Below are 19,828 nucleotides of genomic sequence, written 5' to 3'. Positions count from 1 at the left end.
ATGGAATGACTGAATCGAACTGGCAGGGTGACATGCTGCGCCAGCTGGCGGAGCAGTCACCGGCCGAAGCCCCGGACCGCCCGGAGAACCCGCCCGCACCGGCCCCCGCCGCACCACCCGCGGCCCCTGCCGGGCAGGGCGGTCCAGTTGTGCCCCCCGCACCCCAGCAGGGCGTTCCACCACAGCAAAGGGTTCATCCGCACCAGGGCGTGCAGCAGCAGGGCGGTCCGCAGCAGGGCGTGCCGCCGCAGGGCGTGCCGCAGCAGGGCGTGCCGCCGCAGCAGCAGGGTTCCTATCAGCAGCAGGGGCCGTATCAGCAGCCTTACCCACAACAGCAGTCGGCACCGGCTCCGCCGTACCAGCAACCGCCTTACCCCCAGCCGCCGTACCCGCAGGAGCAGTACCCACCACAGCAGTACCAGCCTCAGCAGTACCCACCGCAGCCGCCGTATCCGCCGGAGCAGTACGCGCCTCACCCGCCGTACCCGCCGCAGCAGCCCTATCCGCCGGAGCAGTATCCGCAGCAGGGCTACCAGCAGCCGCCGCCGTACCAGCCGGGTCCGTACGACCAGCAGTACGCCCCGCCGCCGTACGAGCAGTACCCGCCGCAGCAGGGTTATCAGGCTCCGCCTGGGCAGGTCGCGCCGTATCAGCCGGCGTCGTACGAGCAGTACCCGCCGCAGCAGCCGCCGCCGTACGCGCAGCCGCAGGCCTATCAGCCGGTGTACGAGCAGCAGTACCCGCCGCAGGATCAGCAGCACCCCGGGCAGGTGCCGCACCAGGACTACTACGAGCAACCGCCGTACCAGGGACCTGCACCGCAGCACACCGACGGCTGGGGCCCACCGCCGCCGACGCCTCAGTCGGATCAGATCGGCAGGCCGATGCCGGCTCCCGAGGGCGACTCGGTGTTCGACCGGTTCCGCCGGATCGCGTCCGAGGCGGCGTACCTGGTCGGTGCGTCGGGCCGGATGCAGCGCGACGTGGACAACATCGCGACGATCCGCCGGCCGATCGCGATCATGCGACGCGTCGGCGTGCTGAGCCCCGTCACCAACGGTGGTACTTCGACAATCACCGCACTGCTCGCCGGGATGCTCGCGGCGCAGCGTTCCGACCGGGTGGTCGCGGTGGACGCGGACCCGGGTGGTGCCGAGCTGTCCCGGCGACTCGAGCTGACCGTCGGCGCCGGACCGATCGAGCGGGTCAGCCTGCTCCGCAGCGAGAGCACCGCGGATGCCGTGCGTACGACGCTCGCCGAGGCACAGACCCAGGGAGCACGCGACGTCGGCCTCGCCGTGGTCGACTGCCCGGGCGGCCTGTTCGACGAGATCAGCGCCGAGATGGCCGGCTCCGGACACTGTGTCGTCGTTGTCCTTCCGTCGGTGCAGCACGTGGCGGAGTACTGCCTCGCGCAGCTCGACCAGCTCACGCCGGACGGTCAGGACGTGCTGCTGACCCGTGGTGTGGTGGTGATCAGCCTGGTCGAGAACGTCGACCCGGCCTCGGTCACCTGGCTGGTGGAAGCGTTCCGGCAGCGCGGTATGGAGCCGCTCGTGCTGCCGTTCGACCTGCACATCGCCCAGTCCTGGCCGCTGCACATGGAGGAGCTGCAGTCCGGCACCCGCCGGGCCGTTCTCGATCTGGCCGCCCGGGTGGTCGAGACGGTGACCCGGACGGCCGGCTGACCCCACAGCCGGCTCACCGGAAAGCCTCAAACTGCGGTTGAATCCGGCGAAGTTGCTCAAACGCTGAACCGTTTGGCCGATCTGGTCGTTTCACCCGGTATCCGCCCCGCAGTTCGACGGGTGGGGTAGACATCAAGGAAGCACAGCGTTCAACTACTTTGACCCGGAAGCTCTTGGAGGTCCAGATTCATGAGCGATGACACGATGGCCCCACCCACCGCCCCGGAGGCGACGCCCGCCGCCGGCGACCTGCGCGACCGGAGGTCGGTCCTGCGCTGCGCGGCGATGGTCGCGCTGGCCGGCGCCGGCGCGCCGATCCTGGCCGCCTGCGGCGGCGACGACACCGGCTCGGCCGGCGGAGCCGGGACGACCTCGGCGCCCGGTAGCGCACCGACCTCCGCCGCAAGCTCGGCCCCGTCGAGTGCCCCGTCGTCGAGTGCACCGGCATCAGGCGGGACTGTGCTCGGTCCGGCCTCCGAGGTGCCGGTCGGCGGCGGGAAGGTGTACCCCGAGGCCAAGGTCGTGGTCACGCAGCCGTCCGCCGGTCAGTACAAGGGCTTCTCGGCCGTCTGCACCCACCAGGGCAACCCGATCGGCTCGGTCGAGGGTGGCCAGATCGTCTGCCCGTTCCACAACAGCCACTTCAGCATCACCGACGGCAGCCCGGTCAGCGGCCCGGCCAACGCCCCGCTGCCGCCCGTCAACGTCGCGGTCGAGGGCTCCAACATCGTCCAGTCGGCCTGACGCCGCAACGAGAAGAGCCCGGCCTTCGGGGGCCGGGCTCTTCCTCGTTCAGCACATCAGCGCTGCGCGGCCGGGTCGACCTTCCCGAGATACAGCAGTTTGTTCGGCGAGCCGGTGCCCGGGTCGACCACCTTGTCCGGCGTCGACGCACCGAGCAGGGCGGTCGTCACGTCGGCCGGCTTGGCCTCCGGGTGGTCGGCCAGGTACAGCGCGATCCCACCGGCCACGTGCGGAGTGGCCATCGACGTACCGCTCATCCTGAGCGTCGACTCCGGGTCGGTGATGCCGACCGACAGGACGTCGACGCCGGGGCCGAACAGGTCGACGCACTTGCCCCAGTTCGAGAACGTCGCCTTGTGGTCCTGGTCGTCGGTCGCGCCGACCGTGATCGCGGACGGCTCCCGGGCCGGCGAGCTCGCGCAGGCGTCGGAACTCTCGTTGCCGGCGGCAACGGCGTAGGTGATGCCGGCGTCGACGGACGCCTTGACCGCCGCGTCCAGCGCGTCGTCGGCGACACCGCCGAGGCTCATGTTCGCGACCGCGGGTTTCTTCGCGTTCTTGGTCACCCAGTCGATCCCGCCGACGACGGACTCGGTCGAGCCGGAGCCCTTGCAGTCGAGCACCCGGACGCCGAACACCTTGGCGCCCTTGGCCACGCCGTACGTCGTCCCGGCGATGGTGCCGGCCACATGACTGCCATGACCCATGCAGTCGACGCCGTTCTGGCCGTCGCCGACGGTGTCGGTGCCGACCGAGGCGCGGCCGCCGAAGTCCTTGTGCCCGGCGTAGATGCCGGTGTCGATCACGTAGACGTTCACGTTCTCGGCCGTGCTGGAGGCCTCGAACTTCTTGTCCAGCGGGAGATCACGCTGGTCGCTGCGGTCCAGGCCCCACGGCGGGTCGTCCTGGCTGACGGTGATCCGCTGGTTCTGCTGGACGAACGCGACCCGCGGGTCGCCGGCCAGCTTCCGGGCCTGCTCCTCGCTCATCGCCGCCGAGAAGCCCTTCACCGACGAGTCGAACTGCTTGCGCAGTTCGACGTCGTACGTGCCGGCCAGGCTCTGGTTGGTGGCCCGCGTCTCGGCCTGCCCGCGCTGGCCGGCCAGGACGACGATGTAGCTACCGGGGATCGCGGTCGTGGTGCCGGCGCCGCGGATGGTCGCACCGGGTTCCGGCGCGGCCTGGCTGCCGGCCGGGGTGGCAACGATCCCGGCGCTGGCGAGCACGGCGGCGGCGACCGTTGCCAGGACGGCCCGCGGTCTACGGATGGGGGACATGGGCGGCTCCCTCGAGTCAGCGCAAGGCCCAGTTGCCTCACGCAAAGGTCCTGCACATCTACCCTGGGCGACACGTTACGCAGTCCGCTCATCCCAACCGGGGGTCAAACCGGGCCTATGAGGCAAGCCGCAACACGACCGCAAAACATCAGTGGGGTTGCCGTGCCCGGTGCTTGTCGTACTTGCGGACGGCGAACTCGTACGCCTCGGCCAGCAACGGTTCGAGCGAGGCGAGATCGGTCGGCGACACGATGGCGACCCAGTGCTGCGAGGCGTAGAACGGGTGCGGCATCAACTTGTCCCGCTCGACGTAGTCGTGACCGGAGTCCAGCACCCAGTCCGCGTCCCGCTCGGTCGGCACCGCCCCGAACAGCGAGGTGTACGTCGCCTTGGTCAGGCCGAGGTTGAGCCGCCAGGCCCCTGGTTCGTCGAGCCGGGAGACGTTGTCGTAGTGGTCGCCGGTCACGATGGTGGCGAACGGTTGCTGGCGCTCCGGCGGCAGGTCCACCTCCGGGTCGTACAGGTAGAACAGGTCGCCCTGGGCCTCGAGCGCGCGCACGCCGTCGTACCTCCGGATCAGGAGGTCCATCTCTTCAGCAGTCATACCTTCAAGTCTGTCATTGAACCAGCAGTGGAGACTTTGGCGGAATTCCGGGTTTGTCCGTACGGCGAACTAGGGTGGACGGGTGGCTGATCCGTCGTCCTACCGTCCCGCTCCCGGGTCGATCCCCGACTCGCCCGGTGTCTACCGTTTCAGCGACGCCGCCGGGCGGGTGATCTACGTCGGCAAGGCGAAGAACCTGCGCGCCCGGTTGTCGTCGTACTTCCAGGATCTGGTCAACCTGCACCCGCGCACCCAGGCGATGGTGACGACGGCCGCGAAGGTCGAGTGGACGGTGGTCGGCAGCGAGGTCGAGTCGCTGCAGCTGGAGTACTCCTGGATCAAGGAGTTCGACCCGCGGTTCAACGTGAAGTACCGCGACGACAAGTCGTACCCGTGGCTCGCGATCACCCTCAACGAGGACTATCCGCGGGTGATGGTCGGCCGCGGCCAGAAGAAGAAGGGCATCCGGTACTTCGGCCCGTACAGCCACGCCTGGGCGATCCGTGAGACCGTAGACCTGCTGCTGCGGGTGTTCCCGATGCGCTCGTGCAGCAAAGGTGTGTTCAACCGGCACCGCCAGATCGGCCGGCCCTGCCTGCTGGGCTACATCGGCAAGTGCGCGGCGCCGTGCACCGGTCAGGTCAGCCAGGAGGAGCATCGCAAGATCGTCGACGACTTCGCCGCATTTCTCTCTGGTCAGACCGCGACCTACGTGCGCCGGCTGGAGAAGGAGATGAAGGCGGCCGCGGCCGAGCTCGAGTACGAGCGGGCCGCGAAGATCCGCGACGACCTGGCCGCGCTGGAGAAGGCACTGGCCAAGAACGCGGTGGTCCTCGGCGACGGCACCGACACCGACGTGATCGCGCTGAGCGAGGACCCGCTCGAGGTCGCGGTGCAGATCTTCTACGTGCGCGGCGGCCGGATCCGCGGTGAGCGCGGCTGGATCGCGGACAAGGCCGACGGTACGGCGACCACGGGTGACCTGGTCTCGCGATTCATCCAGCAGACGTACGCCGGGGACTCCGGCGACGCGATCCCGCGCGAGATCCTGGTCCCGACCGAGCCCGAGGACGCCGGCGCGCTGACCGAGTGGCTGTCGGAGCTGCGCGGTTCGAAGGTGTTCATCAGGGTGCCGCAGCGCGGCGACAAGAAGGCGCTGATGGAGACCGTCGAGCGGAACGCGCTGCAGACGCTCACCATGCACAAGACCAAGCGGGCCAGCGACCTGACCACCCGCAACCAGGCGCTGGAGGAGATCCAGGCCGCCCTCGACCTGCCCGAGGCGCCGCTGCGGCTGGAGTGCTACGACGTCTCGAACCTGCAGGGCACCGAGGTGGTCGCCTCGATGGTGGTGTTCGAGGACGGCCTGCCGCGCAAGAGCGAGTACCGGCGGTTCGTGATCAAGGGTGTCGACGGGCAGAACGACGTCGCCTCGATCGCCGAGGTGCTGACCCGGCGGTTCAGGCGGCTGCTCGACGAGCGCGCGACCCTGCAGGACGACGAGGACCCGGCGGCCAGTCTGATCGACCCGGAGACCGGCCGGGCGCGCAAGTTCTCCTACGCGCCCGGTCTGGTCGTGGTCGACGGCGGTCCGCCGCAGGTCGCGGCCGCGCGGCAGGCGCTGGACGAGCTCGGCCTCGGCGACATCCCGGTCTGCGGCCTGGCCAAGCGGCTCGAGGAGGTGTGGCTGCCCGACGACGAGGACCCGGTCATCTTCTCCCGGACCTCGGAGGGCCTCTACCTGCTCCAGCGGCTGCGCGACGAGGCGCACCGGTTCGCCATCACCCACCACCGCAGCCGGCGCTCGAAGTCGATGGTGGAAAGCGTCCTCGACGACGTCCCCGGGCTGGGCGAGGTACGCCGCAAGACGCTGCTGAGGCATTTCGGGTCGCTGAAGAAGCTGCGCCAGGCCACGGTCGACGAGGTGGCCGCGCTGCCCGGTTTCGGTCGCCGTACCGCGGAATCCGTGGTCATCGCGGTGAACACGGCGGCAACGAAGGCCGACACCGGCCGGGCGCCGGCGGTGAACATGACCACGGGCGAGATACTGGACGACGACGTCCCGGCGCCGGCCGGGGCGCCCGACGGGGATCCAGGGAGAACTGAGAACTGATGGCGGACCAGGGCGGCAATCTCATCATCGTGTCCGGCATGTCGGGCGCGGGACGGAGTTCGGTCGCGGACGTGTTGGAGGACCTCGGCTGGTTCGTGGTGGACAACCTGCCGCCGATGTTCCTCACCACCATCGTCGAGCAGGTCGTCGGCACCGGCGCGTCACCGCGGCTCGCGGTCGTCGTCGACGTACGGACCGGGCTGTTCTTCGACGAGCTGAGCTCGGCGATCCAGGATCTGCGGACCAAGGGGTACCGGCCGCTGACCCTGTTCCTGGAGGCCTCCGACGACGTGATCGTGCGCCGGCAGGAGAGTGTCCGCCGGCCGCACCCGCTGCAGGGCGAGGGCCGGCTGCTGACCGGCATCCAGCGCGAGCGCGAACTGCTCGGCGACATCCGGGCCGGCGCCGACCTGGTCATCGACACCTCGAACATGAACATCCACCAGCTCGCCGCGAAGATCGTGAACGCCTTCGGCGACGAGGAGAACGCCGAGCTGCGGGCGACCGTGGTGTCGTTCGGGTTCAAGTACGGCATCCCGGTGGACGCCGACGTGGTGGCCGACATGCGGTTCGTGCCGAACCCGTACTGGCAGCCCGACCTGCGCCCGATGACCGGGCAGGACAAGCCTGTGTCAGACTTCGTCCTCGGCCATCCGCTGGCCCAGCAGTTCCTGCAGAACTACGTGGACGTGCTGGACACCCTGCGGACCGGCTACCTGAACGAGGGCAAGCGCTTCGTCACCGTCGCGATCGGCTGCACCGGGGGTAAGCACCGCAGCGTCGCGATGGCCGAGGAGATCGCCCGGAGGCTGCGCGAGAGAGGGTCACCGACCTTGGTGGTACACCGGGATCTGGGGCGCGAGTGAGCGAGAGCCACTGGGACACCCCTGCCCGCGGAGAGCACGGACCGGGCGGGTCCGGCGTGTCGTCTGGGGGACCCCCAGGCCCACGCTCAGTGTCACGAGCGCCCAGGGTCGTCGCACTGGGCGGGGGGCATGGTCTGGCCGCCTCCCTGTCCGCACTTCGTCATGTCACCGACCAGCTGACCGCGGTCGTCACGGTCGCGGACAACGGCGGCTCGTCCGGCCGGCTGCGCCGTGAGCTCGGCGTCCTGCCGCCGGGTGACCTGCGGATGGCGCTGGCGGCGCTGTGCCGCGACGACGAGTGGGGCCGGACGTGGGCCGACGTACTGCAGCACCGCTTCCGCAGTGACGGCGAGTTGCACGACCACGCGGTCGGCAATCTGCTGATCGTCGCGTTGTGGGAGTTGCTCGGCGAGGCGGTGGACGGGCTCGACTGGGTCGCACGGCTGCTCGGTGCCCAGGGCCGGGTCCTGCCGATGTCCGCCGTACCGCTGGACATCACCGCCCGGGTGCTCGGGCTCGACCCGGACCGTCCGGAGGCGATCACCGAGATCCGTGGCCAGGCCGAGGTGGCGACGACCGAGGGGCACGTCATCGACGTCGCCCTCGACCCGGCGGACCCGCCGGCCTGTCCGGAGGCGCTGGTGGCCGTCGCGGAGGCCGACTGGGTCGTCGTCGGTCCCGGGTCGTGGTTCACGTCGGTGATCCCGAATCTGCTCGTCCCGGCGTTGTGCCGCGGGCTGGAGCAGACCAGCGCCCGCCGCGTGCTGACGCTCAACCTGGGGGAGCAGAAGGGGGAGACCGACGGCTTCTCGCCGGAGACCCACCTCGAGGTGCTGGCGGCGCACGCGCCCGACCTGCGCATCGACGTGGTGCTCGCGGACGAGGGGCATGTGCCGGATCCGGCATCGCTGCACCGTACGGCGGAGTCCCTCGGCGCGGAGCTGGTCATCGCCGATATCGCCGACGACGACCGTCTCCTCCACCACGCCCCGGACAAACTCGCCAAGGTCTACCGCGAGATCTTCGCCTAACTGGCGTCGACCTGCTGCCGCTTGTCGTACACCTGCTTGCCCTGGGCGTCGTACCCGCGGACCCGGACCGTCTGGATGTCGGAGTTCCCGCCGGTCAGGCCCCAGATGTAGTAGCCGTTCGAGATCAGCGCACGGGTCGGACCGTACTTCGGCAGGTCGACGACGATCTGCGCGACCCCGTCGGGGACCATGGCCCACCCCAAGCTGTCGGCGAACCTCCCGTCGGCCTGGACGCCTGACCGGCCGTAGTCGTAGTCACCTCGCCCGAGCACGTGACACCAGGCGACGACGTTGCGCCCCGGTGACACCAGCAGCGCGGTGAAGTCGGCACCGGTCCCGGTCTTGAGGACGACCTCCCAGTCCGTCGTGATCGGTCCGGCGTCGTACGTCCGCCGGTCTCCGGCCGGCTGCCCGCCCGAGTTCTTGAAGTACGCGCCGTCCGGGGTCTTGCACCGGGTACGGATCTCGTCGTCGGTCAGCGGACTGACCGGCGGCGCCGGCGCGAACGGCTTCCCGGTCTGCGGGTCCTTCGTCACCGCCACCACGGGCTCGATCGGGTCGGCCGTCCTGATCGTGATCTTCGGATCCACGGTCGGCATCGTCCGCGCCGTGGCAGGTTTCCGCTCGAGCTCCCAGATCTTCTTGCCGGTGGCGTCGTATGCCCGGACCCGCTTCACCTCGCTCCGGACGTTCCTGGTGCCGTCGTAGCCCAGGGTGTAGAACCCGTCGGTGCCGACGAGCGCCTCGCGCGGACTCTCGTCGCCGGTCTTCTCCACCAGGACGCGCACGGCGCCGGGGACCGGCACCCGCAGGGCGGCCTCGACAGCGTCCGGCATCTTGTTCCGGCTGGAGGGCAGCACCTCCGTAACGCTGTGGCGGCCGTTGGTGGATGGCTTCTCGGGTGCATCCATGGTGCAGGTCGAGACGATCGACTTGTCCGGTGACAGGAACGCCGCGGAGAGGAGCGACTGGTCGCCGCTCTTCACGGCGACCTTCCACCGGGCGTCGATGGGGCCGGCCGTGTCCCAGAGGTTGGCCTTGCGCTCCCGGAGGAACTCGACGTTCTCGCGGTCGTACTGCTGGCAGCGGCGAAGGACCTCGGCGTCGGACAACGGGCTCACCGGCGGTGCCGGCACGACTGTCCTTCCGGTTTCGTTGTCGACGATCCGGCCGGTGTTCACGTCGATCGTGATGGTCTGGCCCTTCTCGGTGCCTGCCGGGCCCTCGCTGTCGGTCCGGGTCGAGGACCAGGTGGTGAGGCCGCCGATGACGGCCGCGGTGGTGAGTGCGGCGGTGGTGACGGCGGCGATGCGCCGGCTGCGGACCGAGCGGCGGCCGCGGGTGAGGATGGTGTCGATGTCGGTCTGCAGCGGCCGGTCGGAGTCGTCGGCGGCCGCGGCGAGGAGGCGTTCTATGTCGGTGCTCATGAGGCGCTCCTTTCGGAGTGGCCGAGGAGTTCGCGGAGGTGGGTGAGGCCGCGAGAGGTCTGGCTCTTCACGCCGCCGGGGCTGATGCCGAGGATCTCGGCGGTCTGCTCGACGCTGAAGTCGGCGTAGTGGCGCAGTACGACGCAGGCCCGCTGACCGGGAGCGAGCCGGGCGAGCGCCTCGATCACGACCGTGCGGTCGTCCACCGCCTGCAGCGGGTCGGGAGCCGCCGGACCGGAGTCACCGGGGTCTTCCAGGTGCTCGCGGCGCCAGGGGCGTCTCGACTGGTCGAGTACGGCGGTGACGACGGCCTTGTGCGCGTAGCCGATCAGGGCGTCGCCGCGGCTGATCCGGTGCCAGCGGCGGTAGACCTTCACCAGCGCGTCCTGGGCGGCGTCCTCGGCCCGGTGCCAGTCGCCGCACATCAGGTACGCCGTACGCCGCAACCGCCGGATCGTGATCGCCGCGAACTCGGTGAACTCGTCGTCGTCGCGTCTTCGCATCCGGTCCCCTCCTGTCAGCAGTGTCGCCGATGGAACGCGGCCGGCGGCCGGTTGGGTTGCAGACCGGCGTAACACAGTTCGGACGGTCTCAGTTGGAGGATTACGGCCTGAGGGTCTTTGACAACGGTGGGAGGATGCCTTCATGGCGATGACAGCACAGGTGAAGTCCGAGTTGACCAGCATTCAGGTCACGAAACCCTGTTGCCGCAAGGCCGAGGTGTCGTCCGTGCTCCGCTTCGCGGGCGGGTTGCATCTCGTGTCCGGACGGATCGTCGTCGAGGCCGAACTCGACAGTGGTGCCGCGGCCCGGCGGCTGCGCAAGGACATCGCCGAGATCTTCGGGCACCCGTCGGACGTGGTGGTCATCTCCCCGTCCGGCATCCGGAAGCAGACCAAGTACGTCGTCCGCGTCGTCCGCGACGGCGACGCGCTGGCCCGGCAGACCGGCCTGGTGGACAACCGCGGCCGCCCGGTCCGCGGCCTGCCGCCGGCGGTGGTCTCGGGTGCGTCCTGCGACGCGGTGGCGGCGTGGCGGGGTGCGTTCCTGGCGCACGGCTCGCTGACCGAGCCGGGCCGGTCGTCCTCGCTCGAAGTGACCTGCCCCGGGCCGGAGGCGGCGCTGGCGCTGGTCGGTGCGGCCCGGCGGCTCGGCATCGGGTCGAAGGCCCGCGAGGTGCGCAACGTGGACCGCGTGGTGATCCGCGACGGCGACGCGATCGGTGCGCTGCTGACCCGGCTGGGTGCGCACGAGTCGGTGCTGGCCTGGGAGGAGCGGCGGATGCGCCGCGAGGTCCGGGCGACCGCGAACCGGCTGGCCAACTTCGACGACGCGAACCTGCGTCGTTCGGCCCGGGCCGCGGTGGCCGCGGGTGCGCGGGTCGAGCGGGCGCTGGAGATCCTCGGTGACGACGTACCGGACCACCTGCAGGTCGCCGGCAAGCTACGGCTGGAGCACAAGCAGGCCAGCCTGGAGGAGCTCGGCCAGTTGCACGAGCCGGCGCTGACCAAGGACGCGGTGGCCGGCCGGATCCGCCGCCTGCTCGCGATGGCCGACAAGCGCGCCGCCGACCTCGGCATCCCCAACACCGAGGCCAACCTCACCCCGGACATGCTCGACCCGGCCTGACCCTGTCTCACAGTTCGGCGGTCTTCGGCAGGTGTCCGGAGGCCGCCGTACGCATGCCTGGAGGGTCCGGAACGCGGACGGGTGGGGGAGCGCACGCGGGAGCGGCGTGTACCAGCAGGTGGTCTGGTCTGGCACACCCCCTGAGACGCCGGTGGTCTGATGTGGACGGTACCAGTTGATCGAGTGGGCTCTTCGGCTAGTGTTCGGGCTGTAGCGGCAGTGCTCATAGCTAGTTTGAGGAGACGCAGTCCCGTGACCGTACGCGTAGGTATCAACGGCTTCGGCCGGATCGGCCGTAACTTCTTCCGCGCCGTGCAGGCGTCCGGTGCCGACATCGAGGTCGTCGCCGTCAATGACTTGACCGACAACGAGACCCTCGCTCACCTGCTGAAGTACGACTCGATCCTGGGCCGCTTCCCGGGTGAGGTCTCCGCGACCGAGGACGACATCACGGTCGCCGGTCACAGCATCAAGGCGTTCGCCGAGCGCGACCCCGCCAACCTCAAGTGGGCCGACGTCGGCGCCGACGTGGTGATCGAGTCGACCGGCTTCTTCACCGACGCCACCAAGGCCAAGACGCACGCCGACAACGGCGCCAAGAAGGTCATCATCTCCGCCCCGGCGAAGAACGAGGACCTGACCGTGGTGATGGGTGTGAACCACGAGCTGTACGACGCCGAGAAGCACACCGTGATCTCGAACGCGTCCTGCACCACCAACTGCCTGGCCCCGCTGGCCAAGGTCCTGCACGACGCGTTCACGATCGAGAAGGGTCTGATGACCACGATCCACGCGTACACCCAGGACCAGAACCTGCAGGACGGCCCGCACAAGGACCTGCGTCGCGCCCGCGCCGCCGCGCTGAACATCGTGCCGACCTCCACCGGTGCGGCGAAGGCCATCGGCCTGGTGCTGCCGGAGCTGAAGGGCAAGCTGGACGGGTACGCGCTGCGCGTTCCGACCCCGACCGGCTCGGCCACCGACCTGACCGTGACCGTCGGCCGCGAGGTCACCGTCGAGGAGGTCAAGGAGGCCTACAAGGCGGCCGCCACCGAGGGTGCGCTGAAGGGCTACCTGACCTACACCGAGGACGAGATCGTCTCCACCGACATCGTCACCGACCCGGCCTCCTGCATCTTCGACGCCGGCCTGACGAAGGTGATCGGCAACCAGGTCAAGGTCGTCGGCTGGTACGACAACGAGTGGGGCTACTCCAACCGCCTCGTCGACCTGGTCAACCACGTCGGCGCCTCGCTCTGACCCCTTCACTCGCGACAGCCTGCGTCCGGGGCGGCTCCGTGCCGGCGCCGGGCGCAGGCTCATGCCTGAGCCGCAAGGATTGCTGAACTGTGAAGACCATCGAAGACCTCGGGGACGTGGCCGGCCTGCGGGTGCTGGTGCGCTCCGACCTGAACGTGCCGATCAAGGACGAGACGATCGGCGACGACGGCCGCATCCGGGCCAGCGTGCCGACGCTGGTGAAGCTGGCCAAGGCCGGCGCCAAGGTCATCGTCACCGCGCACCTCGGCCGCCCGAAGGGCAAGCCGAACCCGGAGTTCACCCTGGCCCCGGTGGCCAAGCGGCTCGGCGAACTGCTGCAGCCCGAGGGCATCACGGTGCACTTCGCCTCCGACGTCACCGGTGACAGCGCCCAGTCCGCCGTACAGGACCTGGACGAGGGCGAGGTGCTGCTGCTGGAGAACGTGCGGTACGACTCGCGCGAGGAGAGCAAGGACGAGACCGAGCGCGAGGCGCTGGCCGAGGAACTGGCGGCGCTGGCCGATGTGTTCGTCAGCGACGGCTTCGGCGTCGTGCACCGCAAGCAGGCCAGTGTGTACGACGTCGCGCGCAAGCTCCCGCACGCCGCGGGCGGCCTGGTGCTGGCCGAGGTCGAGGTCCTGAAGAAGCTCACCGAGGACCCGGAACGGCCGTACGTCGTCGTGCTCGGCGGCGCGAAGGTGTCGGACAAGCTGGCGGTGATCGAGAACCTGCTGGCCAAGGCCGACAAGCTGCTGATCGGCGGCGGGATGGTCTTCACCTTCCTGAAGGCGCAGGGTCACGAGGTCGGCAAGAGCCTGCTCGAGGAAGACCAGCTGGACACGGTCAAGGGCTACCTGGAGACCGCGAAGTCCAAGGGTGTCGAGATCGTGCTGCCGACCGACATCGTGGTCGCGCCCGAATTCAAGGCCGACGCACCGGCGACGGTCGTGGCCGCCGACGCGATCCCGGCCGACCAGCTCGGCCTGGACATCGGACCGGAGTCCGGCAAGGCGTTCGCCGCCGAGATCGCCGGTGCCAGGACGGTGTTCTGGAACGGCCCGATGGGTGTCTTCGAGATGGCGGCGTTCGCGGGCGGAACGAAGGCGGTCGCGCAGGCGTTGACCGAGGTTGACGGCCTCAGCGTGGTCGGTGGCGGTGACTCGGCCGCGGCCGTCCGCCAGCTAGGCTTCGCCGACGACCGGTTCGGGCACATCTCCACCGGTGGTGGGGCGTCGCTCGAATACCTGGAGGGCAAGGAGCTCCCGGGTCTCGCCGTACTGGAAGAAGGAACAGAGTCCGGATGACTGCCGTTGACAATGCAGCAGCTGCCCGCACGCCGTTGATGGCGGGCAACTGGAAGATGAACATCAACCACGTCGAAGCCGTGCACCTGGTGCAGAAGCTGTCGTGGACGCTGCAGGACAAGAAGCACGACTTCGAGCGGGTCGAGGTGGCCGTGCTGCCGCCGTTCACCGATCTGCGCAGCGTGCAGACGCTGATCGACGGCGACCGGATGAAGATCAAGTACGGCGCCCAGGACGTGTCCGAGCACGACGCGGGCGCGTACACGGGTGAGATCTCCGCGTCGATGCTGGCCAAGCTCGGCTGCACCTACGTGCTGGCCGGCCACTCCGAGCGGCGGCAGTACCACGGCGAGGGCGACGCGCTGGTCAACGCGAAGACGACCAAGGCGCTCGAGAACGGGCTGATCCCGATCGTCTGCGTCGGCGAGGGGCTCGAGATCCGCAAGGCCGGCGAGCATGTCGCGTACACGCTGGCCCAGGTCGATGGTGCGCTGGCCGGCCTGAAGCAGGACGACGTCCGCAAGCTCGTCATCGCCTACGAGCCGGTCTGGGCGATCGGCACCGGCGAGGTGGCCACTCCGGAGGACGCGCAGGAGGTCATCACGGCGATCCGGGGCCGGATCGAGGAGACGATCTCACCGTCGGTGGCCGACTCGGTGCGGATTCTTTACGGGGGGTCGGTGAAGATGGCCAGCGCAGGTGGCATCATGGCCCAACCGGATGTCGACGGCTGCCTGGTCGGAGGTGCGAGCCTTCAGGTGGACGAGTTCGCCGGCATCTGCCGTTACCTGGACCTTCAGTTAGGCTACTCCTCGTGATTCTCGCTTTCTCGATCGTCGTGATCGTCTGCAGCCTCATCCTCACGCTGCTCGTGCTGTTGCACAAAGGCCGCGGTGGCGGTCTGTCGGACCTGTTCGGTGGCGGTGTCTCGTCCAGCCTGGGCGGCTCCTCGGTCGCCGAGCGGAACCTGGACCGGATTACGATCGGCGTCGGGCTGATCTGGTTCGCCGCCATCGTCGCGCTCGGCCTGCTCTACAAGCTCGGCTGAGGGGAGTAGGTTCCCGTGGCTGGTGGTGGCAGTGCGATCCGTGGCAGCCGGGTCGGTGCGGGTCCGATGGGCGAGGCGGAGCGCGGCGACACCGCGCCCCGGCAGCGCATCGTGTTCTTCTGTGCCAACGGGCACGAGACCGCGACGGTGTTCGCGGTGGACGCGTCGATCCCGGAGGCGTGGGACTGTCCGCGGTGCGGTCTGCCGACCAGCACCGACGTGAACAACCCGCCCCCGCCCCCGAAGATCGAGCCCTACAAGACCCACCTGGCCTACGTGAAGGAGCGGCGCAGCGAGCAGGAGGCCCACGAGATCCTCGAAGAGGCCCTCGAGAAGCTCCGCGCCCGCCGCGCCCGCGGCGAGGTCATCTTCTAGTACGACGCCTCACAGCCCGGACCGGTCCTGGATCGGTCCGGGCTGTCGGCGTTCTCGGGGTGCGGCTGAGCGGCCCGGAGCCTGCTGCTCCGGGCCGCTGGTGTTCACGGCCGGCCGGCGAAGAGTTGGTTGAGCTCCGCCTGGGGGATCTGGACGGCGGCGAAGGTGATGGTGCCGGTGGTGAGGAGTTCTTGGGCGGCGCGGCGTACCAGGCCGAGAGCGGCGCGGGCGATGCTGCCGCCGAGGCTCACTCGGGTGACGCCGGCAGCCTGGAGGTCGTGGACGGTGAGCGATGACGTGCCGAGGCCGAGGACGACGTTGAGCGGGCCGTCGATCTCGCGCACCAGCGTGCGGATCGCGTCGAGGTCGTTGACGCCGGGGACGTAGAGGCAGTCGGCGCCGGCTGCGCGGAAGCGGTTCGCGCGGTCGATGGAGTCGGCGAGCGAGGTCGGCGTCCGCAGCAACTGGCCGTCGGTGCGGGCGGTGAGAACGAAGTCCGGCCCAGCGGCCTCGCGGGCTGCGACGATCCGCTCGACCGAGAGTTCGACGTCGTACAACTCTCGCCCGTCGTAGTCCTCGATGTTCCCGCCGGCCAGACCCGCCGCGCGGGCCAGAGTGATGGTCTCCGCGACCTTCTCCGGCTCCCGCCCGTAGCCGTCCTCGAGGTCGCCGTTCACCGGTACGGCGCTGGCCTCGGTGATCTCCCGGACGCGCGCGAACATGTCCTCCCGCGACACGGCCGGAGCACCGTCCGGGAGGGTGTGATCACCCTTGCCCAGCGAGAACGCGATCCCGGCACTGGTGGTCGCGATCGCCGGGAATCCGGCATCGGCGAGCACCACCGCGCTGCCCGCGTCCCAGGCGTTCGGCATGACGAAGAATCCGTTGTGCAGCTCGCGAAACGTCATACCGGCATCCTCGCAGCCGAACGGTTCGGCACCGGCCGAACGATCAGCGTCGGCGGCTCAGGTCCGTGGTGCCCGGATGGTGCTCGGGATCTCCTGGGCGGATGCCTCGTCGAGGAGCCAGAGGGTGTGGTTGAGGCCCTTGACGCCGGCGGCCGGGATCTGCAGGCGGCCGGTGTCGGACAGGGCCAGCCGGACGGCCTTCGCCTTGTCCTCGCCGGAGACGACGAACCAGACCTCGTGCGCCCGGTTCAGCGCCGGGAACGTCAGCGAGATCCGGGTCGGCGGCGGCTTGGGGGAGCCGTGGACCGCGATCGACGACACGTCCTCCGAGTACAGCGCGGCGTGCTCCGGGAAGAGCGACGCGACATGCCCGTCAGGGCCCACACCCAGCAGCAGTACGTCGAACGTCGGTACGCCGTCGCGATCACCGGGGCCCACGGCCTTGGCCAACTCGGACGCGTACGCGGCCGCGGCCGCCTCGGCGCCCTGACCCGTGTCGGCCGGCATGGGGTGAACCCGCGCCGGGTCCACGTCCACATGGTCGAGCAGGGCGTCCCGGGCCTGCGTCTCGTTCCGCTCGGGGTCGCCTTCGGGCAGGAAGCGTTCGTCACCCCACCAGAACTCGACCTGGCGCCAGTCGATCGCGCTCCGGGCCGGCGATTCCGCGACGGCCCGGTAGACGACCGAGGCGACCCGGCCGCCGGTCAGCACGACGTGCGCGACCTTGCCGCTGCTCTGTACGTCGACCAGGCGCGTGATGAACCTGGCCGCGACGGCGTGGGCCAGGGCCTCGGCGTCGCGGTTGACCAGAATCGACGGGGAGCTCACGACCGCCCCGCCACCCTCTTGCCCGACGTCTTCGGTGCCACCTTCTTGGCCGCCTTCTTGGCCACCTTCTTCGTCACGGCCTTCTTGGCGGCGGAGTTCTTCGCGATGGACTTGTTCGCGGGCGTCCGCTTCGAAGCTGCCTTCTTGGCCGCCGGTTTCTTCGCAGTGGCCGTCTCGGGAGCCGACTCGGCAGCCGTGCGCGCGGCCGCCTTCGTGGCCGCGGTCTGGGTCGACCGCCGGTCCGCAGCGCTGACCTTCTTGTCGTCGTCGGGCATGTTCTCCCGCTCGACCATGCACGCCAGCGTCTGCGCGTACACGTCGTCGGGGTCGAGCCGCCGAAGCTCTTCGCTCAGCAGTTCGGACGTCGTACGGCGCTTCAACGCGACCGGGCGATCGGGCTGACCGGGGATGCTGAACGTCGCCACCGCGCCGTCCGGACGGGTCAGCGAGATGGGACCGGTCGGCGTGAACAGCCGGGCCGCGGTGATGCCCGGGCCACGCGAGGTCTTCTGCTCGACCGCAACGCCCAGCTTGTGCTGCAGCCAGGCTGCCAGCAGATCGGCGCTCGGGTTGCCCTTGGCGGACACCACCTCGGCGCCGGTCACCTTGGCCGGGTACTGATCGAGCGCCGCGGCCATCAGCGCACGCCACGGGGTCAGCCGGGTCCAGGCGAAGTCCGTGTCGCCGGGCTGGTAACCCTCGGCCCGCGCGGTGAAGTCGACCGATGCCCGGCGGGTCGCGGCCGCGTCGGTGACCCGGCGACGGCCGAGCCGGCCCAGCGGGTCGTCGGCCGGCACCTTGGGCCCGCCACCCGGCCACCAGACGATGACCGGCGAGTCGGGCAGCAGCAGGGGAGTGATGACCGATTCCGGCACCTTGGCCAGCTCACCGTGCAGCCGCAGCAGCACGGCCTCGCCCGGGATGCCTTCGCCGACCCGGACCTCGGCGTCCAGGCCCGACGCGCCGCGGCCGGGCCGCAGGATCGCGACCAGGACGCGGGACGGGTGCTCGCGGCCGGCCTCGTTCGCGGCCTTCATCGCATCGTGGTGGGACGCCTCGTCGACGACCACCACGATGGTGCCGACCATGCCCATGGCCGGTGAGCCCGCGTTCCGGCGGGCCCGCAGCAGCGCCGACGCGATCTCGCTCGACGTCGTGTCGGTGAGGTCGATGATCATGGCCGCCTCCAGGCGCGTCCGTCATGGGCGAGCATCTCGTGCGCCGAGTCCGGGCCCCAGCCGCCGGACGCGTACTGCTCCGGCTTGCCGTGCCTGGCCCAGTAGTCGATCACCGGGTCGAGGATCTTCCAGCCCAGCTCGACCTCGGTGTGCTGCGGGAACAGCGGCGGGTCGCCGAGCAGGACGTCGAGGATGAGCCGCTCGTACGCCTCGGGCGAGGACTCGGTGAACGAACCGCCGTACTGGAAGTCCATGTTCACGTCGCGGATCTCCATCGCGGTGCCGGGCACCTTGGCGCCGAACCGCATGGTGATGCCCTCGTCCGGCTGGATCCGCAGGACCAGGGCGTTCTGACCGAGTTCCTCGGTCTCGGTCTTGGTGAACGGCAGGTGCGGCGCCCGCTTGAACATCACCGCGACCTCGGTCACCCGGCGGCCGAGCCGCTTGCCGGTCCGCAGGTAGAACGGCACGCCCGCCCAGCGGCGGGTGTCGACGTCCAGCCGCAGCGCGGCGAAGGTCTCGGTCGCGGAGTCCGGCGGGATACCGTCCTCCTCGAGGTAGCCCTTCACCTTCACCCCGCCGGCCCAGCCGGGGGAGTACTGACCGCGGGCGGTGTGCAGGTCGAGCCGCTCCGGCAGCTTCACCGCGTTCAGGACCTTCTTCTTCTCCTGCCGCAGCGACCAGGCGTCGAAACTGACCGGCTCCTCCATCGCGACCAGCGCGAGCAACTGGAGCAGGTGGTTCTGGATCACGTCCCGGGCCGCGCCGATGCCGTCGTAGTACCCGGCCCGGCCGCCGATGCCGATGTCCTCGGCCATGGTGATCTGGACGTGGTCGACGTAGTGGCTGTTCCAGACCGGCTCGAACATGGCGTTGGCGAACCGCAGCGCCAGCATGTTCTGCACGGTCTCCTTGCCCAGGTAGTGGTCGATCCGGAACACCGCCTCCGGCGGGAACACCGACTCGACCACCCGGTTCAGCTCACGCGCGCTCTGCAGGTCGTGACCGAAGGGCTTCTCGATCACCACCCGCCGCCACGAGCCGGGGACCTCGTCGGTCAGCCCGTGCTCGGACAACTGCTGCACGACCTGCGGGAACAGGCCGGGCGGGATCGACAGGTAGAACGCGTGGTTGCCACCCGTGCCGCGGGTGACGTCGAGCTCGTCCACGGTCTCGCGCAGCCGCTTGAACGCCTCGTCGTCGGTGAGGTCGCCCGGCACGAACCGGAAGCCCTCGGCCAGCTGCTGCCAGACCTCCTCGCGGAACGGGGTCCGGGCATGCTCCTTGACCGAGTCGTGCACGATCTGGGCGAAGTCCTGGTTGGTGTAGTCGCGCCGGGCGAACCCGACCAGGGCGAAGCCCGGGGGCAGCAGCCCCCGGTTCGCCAGGTCGTACACGGCCGGCATCAGCTTCTTGCGGGCCAGGTCACCGGTGACACCGAAGATCACCAGGCTGCACGGCCCCGCGATCCGCGGCAGCCGCCGGTCCTGCGGATCCCGCAGCGGGTTGGCCGGGCCGGTCGGCTCTTCGTCGAGCTCAGCGGTCATC

The 19,828-nt window shown here is 69.9% G+C and carries 19 protein-coding genes; 11 read left to right on the top strand and 8 right to left on the bottom strand.

The window, feature by feature from the left end; translation table 11 throughout:
• Positions 1 to 5 precede the first annotated feature (5 nt).
• On the top strand, positions 6 to 1,688 hold the full coding sequence (locus ACYVOK_RS10585) for a MinD/ParA family ATP-binding protein (protein ID WP_460662123.1): 1,683 nt from the start codon (positions 6 to 8) through the stop codon (positions 1,686 to 1,688).
• Between the two features lie 189 nt (positions 1,689 to 1,877).
• Positions 1,878 to 2,432, top strand: a complete 555-nt coding sequence (locus ACYVOK_RS10580) for a Rieske (2Fe-2S) protein (RefSeq protein ID WP_460662122.1) — start codon at positions 1,878 to 1,880, stop codon at positions 2,430 to 2,432.
• A 56-nt stretch (positions 2,433 to 2,488) separates the two neighbouring features.
• Here the strand turns inward: ACYVOK_RS10580 and ACYVOK_RS10575 are convergent, their stop codons facing one another.
• Together ACYVOK_RS10575 and ACYVOK_RS10570 are read right to left on the bottom strand one after the other, a co-directional pair.
• Entirely contained in the window at positions 2,489 to 3,709 is a 1,221-nt protein-coding gene (locus ACYVOK_RS10575; RefSeq protein WP_460662121.1) for a S8 family peptidase, read from the bottom strand.
• Between the two features lie 148 nt (positions 3,710 to 3,857).
• Positions 3,858 to 4,313 (bottom strand): DUF6194 family protein, encoded by a 456-nt coding sequence (locus ACYVOK_RS10570; RefSeq protein ID WP_460662120.1) that lies wholly within the window; start codon positions 4,311 to 4,313, stop codon positions 3,858 to 3,860.
• Between the two features lie 82 nt (positions 4,314 to 4,395).
• Here ACYVOK_RS10570 and uvrC point away from each other — a divergent pair, with 82 nt between their 5' ends.
• From uvrC to ACYVOK_RS10555, 3 genes are all read left to right on the top strand, one after another.
• Positions 4,396 to 6,426, top strand: coding sequence for an excinuclease ABC subunit UvrC (gene uvrC, locus ACYVOK_RS10565; RefSeq protein ID WP_460662119.1), 2,031 nt, complete (start codon positions 4,396 to 4,398; stop codon positions 6,424 to 6,426).
• Entirely contained in the window at positions 6,426 to 7,292 is an 867-nt protein-coding gene (rapZ, locus tag ACYVOK_RS10560) for an RNase adapter RapZ (RefSeq protein WP_460662118.1), read from the top strand. Before uvrC ends, rapZ begins: the two co-directional genes overlap by 1 nt.
• 89 nt (positions 7,293 to 7,381) lie before the next feature.
• Complete coding sequence (locus ACYVOK_RS10555; RefSeq protein WP_460662117.1) at positions 7,382 to 8,323, top strand: gluconeogenesis factor YvcK family protein; 942 nt, start codon at positions 7,382 to 7,384, stop codon at positions 8,321 to 8,323.
• On the opposite strand, the gene ACYVOK_RS10550 is transcribed toward ACYVOK_RS10555, so the two are convergent.
• The gene (locus tag ACYVOK_RS10550) at positions 8,320 to 9,750 is read right to left on the bottom strand and encodes a hypothetical protein (protein WP_460662116.1); all 1,431 of its coding nucleotides are present in this window, start codon (positions 9,748 to 9,750) and stop codon (positions 8,320 to 8,322) included. The genes ACYVOK_RS10555 and ACYVOK_RS10550 overlap by 4 nt on opposite strands.
• Complete coding sequence (locus ACYVOK_RS10545; protein ID WP_460662115.1) at positions 9,747 to 10,253, bottom strand: SigE family RNA polymerase sigma factor; 507 nt, start codon at positions 10,251 to 10,253, stop codon at positions 9,747 to 9,749. Before ACYVOK_RS10545 ends, ACYVOK_RS10550 begins: the two co-directional genes overlap by 4 nt.
• 142 nt (positions 10,254 to 10,395) lie before the next feature.
• Between ACYVOK_RS10545 and whiA the strand changes: the two genes are divergently transcribed.
• The 6 genes from whiA to ACYVOK_RS10515 all read left to right on the top strand — a co-directional run bounded on the left by whiA (position 10,396) and on the right by ACYVOK_RS10515 (position 15,366).
• On the top strand, positions 10,396 to 11,379 hold the full coding sequence (gene whiA / locus ACYVOK_RS10540) for a DNA-binding protein WhiA (protein ID WP_112238983.1): 984 nt from the start codon (positions 10,396 to 10,398) through the stop codon (positions 11,377 to 11,379).
• A gap of 252 nt (positions 11,380 to 11,631) precedes the next feature.
• Positions 11,632 to 12,639 (top strand): type I glyceraldehyde-3-phosphate dehydrogenase, encoded by a 1,008-nt coding sequence (gene gap / locus ACYVOK_RS10535; protein WP_460662114.1) that lies wholly within the window; start codon positions 11,632 to 11,634, stop codon positions 12,637 to 12,639.
• Positions 12,640 to 12,728: 89 nt separating this feature from the next.
• On the top strand, positions 12,729 to 13,943 hold the full coding sequence (locus ACYVOK_RS10530) for a phosphoglycerate kinase (RefSeq protein WP_460662113.1): 1,215 nt from the start codon (positions 12,729 to 12,731) through the stop codon (positions 13,941 to 13,943).
• Positions 13,940 to 14,761 carry a triose-phosphate isomerase gene (gene tpiA / locus ACYVOK_RS10525; protein WP_460662112.1) on the top strand — a complete coding sequence of 274 codons (822 nt, stop codon included), beginning with the start codon at positions 13,940 to 13,942 and terminating at the stop codon, positions 14,759 to 14,761. The genes ACYVOK_RS10530 and tpiA overlap by 4 nt, the downstream gene beginning before the upstream one ends.
• Positions 14,758 to 14,991: a preprotein translocase subunit SecG gene (secG, locus tag ACYVOK_RS10520; RefSeq protein ID WP_132145086.1), complete on the top strand. Its 234-nt coding sequence runs from the start codon at positions 14,758 to 14,760 to the stop codon at positions 14,989 to 14,991. Before tpiA ends, secG begins: the two co-directional genes overlap by 4 nt.
• A 15-nt stretch (positions 14,992 to 15,006) precedes the next feature.
• Positions 15,007 to 15,366, top strand: a complete 360-nt coding sequence (locus ACYVOK_RS10515) for an RNA polymerase-binding protein RbpA (protein WP_460662111.1) — start codon at positions 15,007 to 15,009, stop codon at positions 15,364 to 15,366.
• 104 nt (positions 15,367 to 15,470) lie between these two features.
• Here the strand turns inward: ACYVOK_RS10515 and ACYVOK_RS10510 are convergent, their stop codons facing one another.
• The 4 genes from ACYVOK_RS10510 to zwf are packed head-to-tail and all read right to left on the bottom strand — an operon-like array spanning position 15,471 to position 19,827.
• A complete protein-coding gene (locus tag ACYVOK_RS10510) occupies positions 15,471 to 16,274 on the bottom strand; it encodes an isocitrate lyase/PEP mutase family protein (RefSeq protein ID WP_460662110.1) in 804 nt (267 codons plus the stop codon).
• 57 nt (positions 16,275 to 16,331) lie between these two features.
• Positions 16,332 to 17,102 (bottom strand): 6-phosphogluconolactonase, encoded by a 771-nt coding sequence (gene pgl / locus ACYVOK_RS10505; protein WP_460662109.1) that lies wholly within the window; start codon positions 17,100 to 17,102, stop codon positions 16,332 to 16,334.
• Complete coding sequence (locus ACYVOK_RS10500) at positions 17,099 to 18,280, bottom strand: glucose-6-phosphate dehydrogenase assembly protein OpcA (protein ID WP_460662108.1); 1,182 nt, start codon at positions 18,278 to 18,280, stop codon at positions 17,099 to 17,101. Before ACYVOK_RS10500 ends, pgl begins: the two co-directional genes overlap by 4 nt.
• Positions 18,277 to 19,827 (bottom strand): glucose-6-phosphate dehydrogenase, encoded by a 1,551-nt coding sequence (zwf, locus tag ACYVOK_RS10495; protein WP_460662107.1) that lies wholly within the window; start codon positions 19,825 to 19,827, stop codon positions 18,277 to 18,279. Before zwf ends, ACYVOK_RS10500 begins: the two co-directional genes overlap by 4 nt.
• Position 19,828: the final 1 nt, after the last annotated feature.

The sequence above is a fragment of the Kribbella swartbergensis genome (assembly GCF_054784135.1).
Note: the sequence above shows the minus strand (reverse complement) of the source record. Positions and strands in the feature narration are given on the sequence as shown.